Raw genomic sequence first — 11,201 nt, 5'->3', positions numbered from 1 at the left:
CTCGGTTCATCGGACGGGGTGGAGGCCGCATTCGCTGTGCTCGCGTGCCTCCCACCACCAGCGGCCCGCGCGTTCGTCTTCGTACGGCTTCACGGCGCGGGTGCAGGGCGCGCAGCCGATGGAGGGGTAGCCCCGGTCATGGAGCGCGTTGTAGGGGACGCCGTTCTCCTGGATGTAGGCCCAGACCTGCTGCCGGCTCCACGCCGCCAGGGGGTTGAGCTTGAGCAGCCCGCCATGCGCCGAATCGAGCTCGACGACGGAGACGTCCGTGCGGTTGAGGGACTGCTCGCGGCGCAGGCCCGTCAGCCACGCCTCCCTGCCATGCAGCGCGCGACGCAGGGGCGCGACCTTGCGGATGGCGCAGCACTCCTTGCGTGAGGCCAGGTCCTGGCGGAAGGAGAAGTAGCCCCGCGCGGACTCGAGCGCCTCCACCTGGGCGCGCTCGGGGAAGTACGTCTCCACCTCGATGCCGTAGCGCCTGCGGACGACCTCGATGAGCTCGTAGGTCTCGGGAGGCAGCCGCCCGGTGTCGAGCGTGAAGACGCGCACGTCGGGCGCGTGCTTGCGCGCCAGGTCGATGAGGACCATGTCCTCCGCGCCGAAGCTGGAGGCGATGGCCGCGCGTGAGCCGAGCCGCTGCTCCACCCATTCGAGGAGCGTCTGCGCGGTAGCTTCCCCGAGGGCGGTCGCCTCCGAGAGCAGCGGGGGGATTGCGGGTGAGGTGGACTGCGCGGAAGACACGGTGGGCTCCTGGGGAAAACAAAAGGCCCGCGCCTCTTTCGAGGGCGGGCCGCGCGAGCAGGTCAGGGGATGGATGGGACGGCTATCCACTCCTCGAGGCTCGTGGGCCGCCCGGAGGCGGACACACCACGCACGCACACGCCAGACAGCGACAGGCGGCCTTCACGTCAGCGCACGCGGACGCGCGGGCCCGCTGGAGGGCCGGCGACATGGCGGAGGGCTGGAGGAAGGCAAGGCGCATGGAGGAGCGACGAAGGGGGAACAGCGGTGTGCGGAAGGGGAGCGCCGGACCTCGGGGCGAGGTGGCGCTGGGCGAGGCACGAGGACTCAGGGAGCGTCCGACGCGCGCTTCAACAGCCCAGGCCCGAGCGGGCACAACAGGCACACCCCTGACAGCAGCGGCGGAACGGCGCGGCCATCGAGGTGGAAGGCATCAGCACGAAGCGCAAGCTAACGGCTGACATGGTGAGCCGTCAACCCACGCTCCGCTTCACGACTCGTGAGCCCCACCCGTGCGTCGTGGCAGGGCATGTGGCCCCAGGTGGGTGGACGTCGTGGCGTGCTCCAGGGACGCGGGGGCGTCGAGTCGCAGCGCCGAGCGGTCCAGCTCCGAGAGCCGCGGGCGGCCCAGCAGCGCGAGCGTGCGGTCGACCTCGGAGGTGAGGAGGTCCAACGCCTGCTCCACGCCGGCCTGTCCGTTCGCGGCCAGACCGTAGAGGAAGGGGCGGCCCACCATGCAGGCGCGAGCGCCCAGGGCGATGGCCTTCACGATGTCCGAGCCCCGGCGGATGCCGCCATCGAGGATGACCTCGGAGCGGCCCTCCACGGCGTCCACGACCTCGGGAAGCACGTCGATGGCGGCGGGGAGGAAGTCGAGCTGTCGTCCGCCGTGGTTCGACACGACGAGCGCCTCGACTCCGAGCGACACGGCCTTGCGCGCGTCCTCCGCGCACGAGATGCCCTTGAGCACGAGGGGGCCGGGCCAGATGGAGCGCAGCCACTCGACGTCCTTCCACGTGACGGCGGGGTCGAACTGGCTGTTGGTGAAGCGCGCCACGCCCACGGCGTTCGCCTGGGTGAGCGCGGGGTGGTCCACGAAGTTGCCGAAGGTGGCGCGCGGGCTGGAGGTCATGCGCAGCACCCAGCCGAGGTGGCGCAGCACGTCCATCACGTTGGAGAAGTGCAGGCGCGGCGGGACGGTGAAGCCGTTGCGCCGGTCCTGCTCGCGGTTGCCCATGACGGGCACGTCCACGGTGAGGCACAGCGCGCGGTAGCCCGCGGCCTTCGCGCGCTCCACGAGGGACTGCGTGACGCTCCGGTCCTTCCAGACATAGAGCTGGAACCAGAGGGGCGCGGAGGACTCGGCGGCGACCTCTTCAATCGTCCCGATGGACATGGTGCTGAGGGTGAAGACGGCGCCGCGGCTCGCTGCGGCCCTGGCGGCCAGCTCTTCTCCACGGGGTGCGAGCAGGCCCGCGAGCCCCGTGGGGCCGAGGATGATGGGCGTGGCGAGCCGCTCACCCAGGAGCGTGACGGAGTGGTCGATGACGCTCACGTCCACGAGCGAGCGGGCACGGAAGAGATAGCGCTCGAAGCTCCGTCGATTCGCGTCGGCGGTGAAGCCGTCGTCCGAGGCGCCCTCGACATAGTCGAAGACGGTCCGGGGCAGCCGCCGCCGCGCGCGCTGACGCAGGTCCTCGATGCTGACGCTCACGATGCGGGCTCCCGGGAAGCGACGACGCTTCCGAGGATAGCAGCCCTGGCTTGGACTGCGTCACCCAGGCGACGAGCCGCGGGGTTACTCGTCAAGCTCCGCGCGCGAGCGGCTCCCGGGCTCGAACCCCAGAGCCAGCTCCTTCAGCTCGAACGTCAGCTCGCGGATGGGGAAGGGCCGCACGTTCCCGAGGACAATCACGGTCAGTCGGTCCTCGGTGTAGTGGTGGAGATTGGAGAGGAAGCCATCCATCGAGCCTCCGTGCCGCACCAGTACGCCGCGCTCCTGGACGCCGGGGCCTCGCTGGTAGGGCTGAATCCGGAAGCCATAGCCGTAGTAGCCCTGCTCGCGCGTCCCTCCTGTGAACAGCCGCGTCCTGCTCTCCGCGGAGAGCCACTTCACTCCGAAGAGCGCCTGGGCCCAGGTGTACAGGTCATCGACCGTCGCGTAGATGTCGCCCGAGCCCAGGGCATAGGAGACGTTGTTCTCGTCGCGTGAAACGCCCAGCAAGCCCTTGGCGTAGCCGAATGACCGCTTGGGCGGGACGTTCGTGGCGCGCTCGATGCCCGAGTCCGACATCGCGAGCGGACCGAAGGTCTTCGCCTGGAGCACCTGCGCATGGGACCTCCCCGTGACGGCTTCGATGACGAGGGCCGCGAGGTGGTAGTTCAGATTGGAGTACTCGTACTTCGTTCCAGGCTTGAACGAGAGTCGCGCGGTGTTGATGAGCCGCAATATCTCCTCGGAGGAGACATCCGTCTTGGACTCGCGCTCCACCAGGGAGTCCAGGTGCGTGGGCAGTCCGGACTGCTGCTTGAGCAGCAGGTGGAGCGTCAGGCTGTTGCCCAGGTCGGCGCGCAGCTTCGGGAGGTAGCGCGAAATGGGCGTCTGGAGGTCCAGGGTGCCATCCTCCACCAACTGCATCACCGTCACGGCGGTGAAGGACTTGGTGAGAGAGCCGATGAGGAACTGGGAGTCCACCTGATTGGGGCGCTTGCCCTTCTCGTCCGCCAGTCCGTACGCGGCACGATGAATCACCTTCCCGTCCTTCGCGACGAGCACCGCGCCGCGAAAACCCTCCTTGTCGACATAGGTCCGGAGGTGGGCGTCGAGTTTCGCGGCGACGGGGTCCTGGGGCGCGGCCCCCAAGCAGAAGGACGCGAGGGCGAGGACAGAGAGGAGGGCCATGTCGTTTCACCCGCCCTAGTTGTTGGACCAGATGACGGAGGCGATCTTCCAGCCCGAGTCCGTGTTCACCAGGTGCCAGCTCTCCTGTCCTCGGTTGATGACGCGGTCATCGAAGAGGAAGGTGAACTCGAAGGAGACCGAGGCGATGGTTCCGTCCGTGTCGATGCGGACGTTGATGAACTTCTCCTCGCTACGCCCCTTGTCCGCCACGATTCCGTCGATGAACCGCGTCGGAGTCTCGCGTGCCGTCAGATTGATTCGGGTCGCCTGGGGGTTCTTCTGACGACGGCGCTTCATGAGCTCGTCGCCATCGACGGACTGCCAGGTGATGTCCTCGCGCAGGAACAAGCCGAGGAACTTCTTCTTGTCCTTCTGGAGGATGGCGTCGCGGAAGTCGTCGACCACGGCGGTGATCTGCTGACGCGCCGCGGTGGTGTCCTTGGCTGTTGCTTGCGCGAAGGCGGGCAGCGACACGAGACAGGAGAGCAGCAGGAGAGACAGCTTCACGCGGGCTCCGTGACAGGACGGCGGGGTGTGTTCGCGCGGCGGACCTGGAAACCCAGGGCCGCCGCGCTTATTCCGTCGTGTCGCGCCTGACGGGAGACGTCAGGCCGCGTCCCGCTTCAGCGCCGCGAGGAGCTGCTCGAACAGCGCCGCGAGCGTGTCGACATGCGGCGCGCGCAGCATCGTGTAGTGGTCTCCCGGGACCTCGTGCACCGTGGGCGCGGTCGCGAGCCACGCACCCCAGCCGAGGTCCGGCGTCACCGTCACGCCTTCGAGCGGCGTGCTGGCCCGGATGAGCACGCTGGGCCCTTCGTACGGCGCGCCCGTGGGGACGTAGGCCCGCTGTGCGGCGCTCATCCGCTGATAGAGGGCGAAGAGCCGCTCCGCCGTGTCGAGGTCCAACGCCAACCCCGGGGAGACGACCCGCGCCTGCTCCAGCAGATACGCCAGTCGCTCGCGCCCCTCGAGCCGCGTCAGTCGCTCCCGGTCCACCGGCAGCTCCCGCCACGGCAGCCCCAGGATGTGTGCGAACGAGACCAGCTGCGTGAGCGCCTCGGGGGCCGGGCGCGGCTCCGGCTTGGGCGCGTGGCTGTCGACCAAGACCAGCAGCTCCACCTGCTCACCCTGCGCCTGGAGTCGACGCGCCATCTCGTGCGCGACGAGCCCGCCGAAGGACCAGCCCGCGAGCAGGTACGGCCCCTTGGGCTGCACGACGCGAAGCTGCGACAGGTAGTCGCGCGCGAGGACCTCGACCGAGGCCGGAGGCAGCTCTCCCCCGTCGAGCCCGCTGGCGGAGAAGCCGTGGATGGGACGGCTCGGCGTGAGCCCGCGCACCAGCTCCGTGTAGCCCAGCGCGCTGCCGCCGCCGCCATGGACGAGGAACAGCGGGCGCTCGGTGGACGTGCCCGCGTCGAGTCGCACGAGGTTCGGCAGGGCGCGCACTCCGGCTTGCTGCGCTTCGAGCACGGAGGCCAGTCGCTCGATGCTGGAGCCCTGGAAGAGCGCGGTGACGGGGAGCGAGATGCCCGTCCGCTCGCGAATCCGCGCCATCAAGCGGATGGCGAGCAGCGAGTGGCCGCCCAGCTCGAAGAAGTCATCCGAGATGCCGACCTGGGGGACTCGGAGGACGTCCACCCAGATGGACGCGAGCAGCTCCTCGGTAGGCGTGCGCGGCGCGACGTACGTCTCGGACGGTGCGCCGAGGACGGACTCGGGAGCCGGCAGCGCCTTGCGGTCCAGCTTCGCGTTCGCGGTGAGCGGGAGCGCGGCGAGCCGCAGCAGGGACGACGGCACCATGAACTCGGGTAGCCGCGACTTGAGGAAGGCGCGCAGCGACGTCGTGTCCACGTCGTCACCCACGAAGTAGCCGACGAGGCGCTTGTCACCAGGGACGTCCTCGCGCGCGATGGCCACGGCCTCCCGGATGGCGGGATGCGCGAGCAGGGCCGACTCGACCTCGGACAGCTCGATGCGGAAGCCTCGGACCTTGACCTGCGCGTCCGCGCGGCCGACGAAGTCCAGCAGGCCGTCATGCCGCCAGCGAACGAGGTCGCCGGTGCGGTAGAGGCGAGCGCCGGGCTCGGAGGAGAACGGGTCGGGGATGAAGCGCTCCGCGGTGAGCGAAGGCTGGCCGACGTAGCCCCGCGCGAGGCCCTCGCCGCCGATGAACAGCTCGCCCGTGACACCGACGGGGACGGGCTGAAGCGACGCGTCCAGGACCCGGACGCTCGTGCCGAGGATGGGGCGGCCGATGGGCAGCGTGGTCCCGATGTCCTCCACGCCCTCGATGGTGAACATCGTGGCGAAGACCGTGGTCTCGGTGGGGCCGTAGGCGTGGCCCACGGGCACTCCCCACTCCGTCAGCGCGCGGCGGACGTGGAGCGGCGAGACGACGTCGCCGCCCGTGAGGACGCGCTGGAGCGAGGCGGGCGCGGGCAGACGGGCCTCGACGAGCTGCGCGAACAGACCACTGGTCGCCCAGAGCGTGGTGACGCCGTGGCGGGCGATGGCCTGAAAGAGCTCCTCGAGCGAGGGCGCGTGCGGCGGGAGGATGACCAGTCGCGCGCCGTGCAGCAGCGCGCCCCAGATTTCGAACGTCGAGGCGTCGAAGGAGATGGGCGCGAGCAGCAGGTGCGTCTGCTCGGGACCGAACCGCGTGTAGTCGGTGCCAATGAGCGTGCGGATGACGTTGCGATGGGTGCTGCCAACGCCCTTGGGCCTGCCCGTGGAGCCGGACGTGAAGTCGACGTAGGCGAGCGAATCCGGGAGGGCGGCGTGCGGCACGGCGTCGATGGACTGGTGCGCCAGTGAGACCTCGTCCAGGAGGACCGTGGTGAGGCCCTCCGCGGGGAGGTTGGGGAGCAGAGCCCTCGTGGTGATGAGGGCTCCGGGCCGCGAGTCCTCGAGCATGGAGACCAGACGCTCCCGCGGATAGGACGTGTCGAGCGGGACGTAGGCGGCGCCGGCCTTGAGGATGGCGACCAGGGTGATGACGAGCTCGGGTGACCGCTCGAGGGCGAGCGCGACGCGGGAGTCCGTGGAGATGCCGAGGGCGCGCAGGTGTCGGGCGAGCTGGTTCGAGCGTTCGTCGAGCTGTCGGTACGTGAGGCTCGTATCGCCGTGGATGAGCGCGACGGCATCGGGAGTCTGGGCCACGACGCGGCCGAAGACCTCCGGGAGCGTGGAGTCCGTGGACACTCTCGCGGGCGCGAGGGCCCAGGTGCCGAGGACGTCGCGGCGCTCGTCCTCCGTGAGCATGGCGTGCTCGGAGAGGGCGGCCTCGGGGCGCTGGGTGATGGCCTCGACGAGCTGCTCGAAGTGCCGGGCCAGGCGCTCGATGGTGGCTCGCTCGAACAGGTCCGTGTTGTAGCCGAGTCCTCCGAAGACGCCGTCCGGGGTCTCCGTCAGGTTCAGCTGAAGCTCGAACTTGGCGGTGGCGACCACGGAGCCCACGTCGACCGGGCTCAGCGTCAGCTCGGTCTTCTGGATGGAGGACTCGGGCGTGTTCTGGAGGACGAACAGGGCCTGGAACAGGGGGCTGCGGCTCAGGTCGCGCGCGGGATGCAGCTCCTCGACGAGTCGCTCGAAGGGGATGTCCTGGTGCGCGTAGGCGCCGAGCGCGGTCTCACGCACCTGACGCAACAGCTCGACGAACGAAGCGCGTGGAGCGATGCGGGCACGGAAGACGAGCGTGTTGACGAAGAAGCCGATGAGGCCTTCGACCTCGGAGCGGTGACGGCCGGCGATGGGCGAGCCGACGGCGATGTCGTCCTGTCCGCTGTGCCGCGAGAGCAGCAGCTGCCACGCCGCGAGCAGCGCCATGAAGGGCGTGGAGCCTTCACGCTGGCAGAGCGCCTTGAGCTTCGCGGTGACGGCCTGGGGAATGAGGACGGGTTGCGTGGCGCCTCGGAAGGTCTGGAGCGGAGGCCGGGCCTTGTCGATGGGCATCGCCAGGGGCTGGATGCCCGTGAGCTGGTGCCGCCAGTAGTCGATCTGAGCGTCAAGGACAGGGCCCTGGAGCCAGGAGCGCTGCCAGACGGAGAAGTCGGCGTACTGGATGGAGAGAGGGGCGAGGGGAGAAGGCCTGCCGTGGGAGAAGGCGTCGTAGAGGGCGGCGACCTCCTGGATGAGGACACCCATGGACCAACCGTCGGAGACGATGTGGTGCATGTTGAGGGCGAGGACGTGCTCGGTGTCGCTGAGCTCCAGGAGCTGAGCGCGGATGAGCGGACCCGTGGAGAGGTCGAAGGGCCGCTGGTACTCCTCACGCAACCTTCGCTGGATCTCCGTGCGTGAGGACTCTTCGTCGAGTCCCCGCAGGTCGACCCGCGTCAGCGGTAGCTCTCCGTTCGGACTGACGCGCTGGAAGGGCTGACCGTCGTGCTCGAAGACGGTCGTGCGCAGCGCTTCGTGGCGAGAGACGAGGGAGTCGAAGCTGAGCTGGAGGGCCTTCGAATCGAGTGGGCCTGAGAGGCGCACGAAGGAAGGCATGTTGTAGGTGGAAGAGCCGGGCTGGAGCTGGTCGATGAACCAGAGGCGCTGCTGGGCGAAGGAGAGGGGGAGAGGCCCGGTGCGAGGAACAGGGAGGATGGGAGGAGGCTGAGCGCCGAGGGCCTCGCGAGAAGCGGAGGAGATGCGCGAGGCGAGAGAGGCGACGGTGGGGGCCTCGAAGAGGGCCCGCAGAGGCAGCTCGACGCCGAAGGAAGAGCGGATGCGAGAGATGACCTGGGTGGCGAGGAGCGAGTGGCCACCGAGGGAGAAGAAGTTGTCGGTGACGCCAACGCGCTCCAGGCGAAGGACGGAGGAGAAGATGGAAGCGAGCTTCTCCTCGGCGGGATTGCGAGGAGCGACGAAGGAGGAGTCGCCACGCAAGGCGTCGACGTCCGGAGCAGGGAGACGGTTGCGAGCGAGCTTCCCGGAGGGAGTCAGGGGCAGGGCCGCCAGGGAGACGAAGGCGGAGGGCACCATGTACTCGGGGAGGCGCTGGAGGAGGAAGGCACGGAGGGCCTCTGCGTCAAGCGGAGTGTCAGTGCCGAGGACGACGTAGCCGATGAGGCGCTTGTCGCCCGGGACGTCCTCGCGGACGACGGCTGCGGCGTCACGCAGGCCCGGAGCCATGCGGAGGACGGACTCGACTTCGCCCAACTCGACACGGAAGCCACGCACCTTCACCTGGAAGTCGAGGCGGCCGAGGAACTCGAGGGTGCCGTCGGCCTTCCAGCGAGCGGAGTCACCGGTGCGGTAGAGACGAGAGCCGGGGATGCCACTGAACGGATTCGGCACAAAGGCGGCGGCGGTGGTGTCCGGCCGAGCCAGATAGCCGTGAGCGAGGTGGGTGCCACCGACGAAGACTTCACCGGCGACGCCGATGGGGACGGGCTGGCCGAGGGAGTCGAGGACGTAGAGCTGCGTGTGGCCAACGGGGCTGCCGATGGAAGGCAGGCGAGGCCAAGCGGAGGGCGCACCGTCGAGACGGAAGGCGGAGACGACGTGGGCCTCGGAGGGGCCGTACTGGTTCTCGAGGACGCTGCCGGGGAGCTTCTCGAAGAAGGCGGTGAGGGTGGAGTTGACCTGAAGCTGCTCACCGGCTGTGACGACTTCCCTCAACGCACTGGGCAACGTGGCGCCATGGGAGACGGAGTCGGCCATGGCTTGGAGTGCGACGAAGGGGAGGAAGAGCCGCTCGACCTTCTGCGCGTGCATGAAGTCGAGGAGGGCTGGGATGTCCTGGCGAAGGCCCCCGAGAGGGAGGACGACGTGGGCGCCCACCCACCAGGAGGCGAAGAACTCCTGGATGGAGACGTCGAAGTTGAGGGAGGCGAACTGGAGCGTCACCGCGAGGGGGTTGGGTGACTGCCGGATTTGCCAGGCGAGCAGGAAGCTGAGGGCCCTGTGGGGCATGACGATGCCCTTGGGGATGCCGGTGCTGCCGGAGGTGTAGATGACGTAGGCGATGTCCTCGGGCGAGACGTGGATGGCGGGCGCCACCGAGGGGCGCAGAGCCACCGCGTCGGCCTCGGAGTCGACGAGGATGCGTCGAGCGGAGGAGGAGGCGGGGAGGACGGAGGAGAGGGAGGAGTGGGTGAGGACGACGGGCGCGCGGGTGTCCGCGAGCATGAAGGCCAGACGCTCAGCGGGGTAGTTGGGGTCGAGGGCGACGTAGAAGGCGCCGGCCTTGAGGGTGGCGAGGACGGCGACGGCCATGTCGAGGGACTTGTCGAGGCAGATGCCGACGGCACTGCCCGGAGAGACCCCGAGGGCGAGCAGGTGGTGGGCGAGCTGATTGGAGCGAGCGTCGAGCGCGGCGTAGGAGAGCGAGCGCGTACCGTCGGAGAGCGCGATGGCGTCAGGCGTACGGCGCACCTGGGCCTCCACCGGCCCATGCATCGTCGTGACGACATGCGACTCGCCCGACGTGTCATTCCAGGTGACGAGGATCTGCTGGCGCTCCTGTGCATCGAGCATCGGCAGTCGCCAGATGGACTGGCTGGGGTCGCGGACGGCGGACTGCAACAGTCGCTGCAAGTGCGCGCCCATCCGCATGGCCGTGGCCGGCGTGAACAGGTCGGTGTTGAACTCGAGCAGACCGCTGATGTCGTCGCCGTGGTCCGCGAGCAGCAATGACAGGTCGAACTTGGCGCTGCCGTGGGTGACGGTCATGGGGCCCGGCGCGGGGGCCGGCTCCTCACGACGGGGCTCACCACGAGCCTGACGCGGCGTGTTCTGCAACGCGAGCATCACCTGGAACAGCGGCGAACGGCTCAGGTCACGCTCGGGCTTCAGCTCATCGACGAGCTTCTCGAACGGCACGTCCTGGTGCGCATAGGCGCCGAGCGTCGTCTCCTTGAGCTGAGCGAGCAGCTCGCGGAACGACATCGTCCCGGTCAGCCGCGCACGCAGGGCGAGCGTGTTGGCGAAGAACCCGACGATGCCCTCCAGCTCCGTCTGCTGCCGGTTGGCGATGGGCGAGCCGACGACGATATCGTCCTGCCCCGAGTACCTCGCCATCAAGATGTGGAACGCGGCGAGCAGCACCATGAAGGGCGTGACGCCTTCGCGCTTGCACAGCGCACGGAGTGACTCGGTCAGCTCGGTGCTCAGGTGAACGGGCAGCGTTGCGCCGACATGCGTCTGCACGGGCGGTCGCGGTCGGTCGGTCGGAAGTTCCAGCGCATGTGGAGCGCTGGCGAGCTGCTGTCTCCACCAAGAGAGCTGCTGTTCCAGTGCCTCGTCCTTCAGCCAGCCGCGCTGCCACAGCGCGTAGTCCGCGTACTGGAACTCCAGCGGCGCGAGCGGAGACGGACGTCCCTGCGAGAACGCCTCGTAGAGCGCGCCCACTTCGCGCAGCAGGATTCCATTGGACCAGCCATCAGAGACGATGTGGTGCACCGTGACGAGGAGTACGTGGGTCTCTTCCGTCACGCGCAACAGGGACGCACGCAGCAGGGGCGAGCTCGTCAGGTTGAACGGCTTGCCGGACTCCTCGGAGGTCAACCGCCCCACCTCCGCGTCCAGCGCGGGACCCGTCAAATGTCGCAGGTCGATGACGGGGACC

5 protein-coding genes (1 of these 5 cut by a window edge) are annotated in these 11,201 nt (G+C 69.0%); all 5 read right to left on the bottom strand.

Features of this window, described 5'->3' with window-relative positions:
• Positions 1-6 precede the first annotated feature (6 nt).
• Positions 7-645 (bottom strand): phosphoadenylyl-sulfate reductase, encoded by a 639-nt coding sequence (locus VZQ01_RS04845; RefSeq protein WP_426747004.1) that lies wholly within the window; start codon positions 643-645, stop codon positions 7-9.
• Positions 646-1,231: 586 nt separating this feature from the next.
• Positions 1,232-2,455, bottom strand: coding sequence for an alpha-hydroxy acid oxidase (locus VZQ01_RS04840; protein WP_426747002.1), 1,224 nt, complete (start codon positions 2,453-2,455; stop codon positions 1,232-1,234).
• 84 nt (positions 2,456-2,539) lie between these two features.
• A complete protein-coding gene (locus VZQ01_RS04835) occupies positions 2,540-3,643 on the bottom strand; it encodes a serine hydrolase domain-containing protein (protein ID WP_223751315.1) in 1,104 nt (367 codons plus the stop codon).
• 15 nt (positions 3,644-3,658) lie between these two features.
• Positions 3,659-4,150 (bottom strand): Cif family virulence factor, encoded by a 492-nt coding sequence (locus VZQ01_RS04830; RefSeq protein ID WP_223751316.1) that lies wholly within the window; start codon positions 4,148-4,150, stop codon positions 3,659-3,661.
• 99 nt (positions 4,151-4,249) lie between these two features.
• Positions 4,250-11,201, bottom strand: partial view of a non-ribosomal peptide synthase/polyketide synthase gene (locus VZQ01_RS04825; RefSeq protein WP_426747001.1) — the final stretch only. The gene runs 26,633 nt beyond the window's last position; only the last 6,952 of its 33,585 coding nucleotides appear in the window; its start codon lies beyond the right edge, outside the window; the stop codon is at positions 4,250-4,252.

The sequence above is a fragment of the Myxococcus faecalis genome, assembly GCF_050039385.1.
GTDB lineage: Bacteria > Myxococcota > Myxococcia > Myxococcales > Myxococcaceae > Myxococcus > Myxococcus fulvus.
Note: the sequence above shows the minus strand (reverse complement) of the source record. Positions and strands in the feature narration are given on the sequence as shown.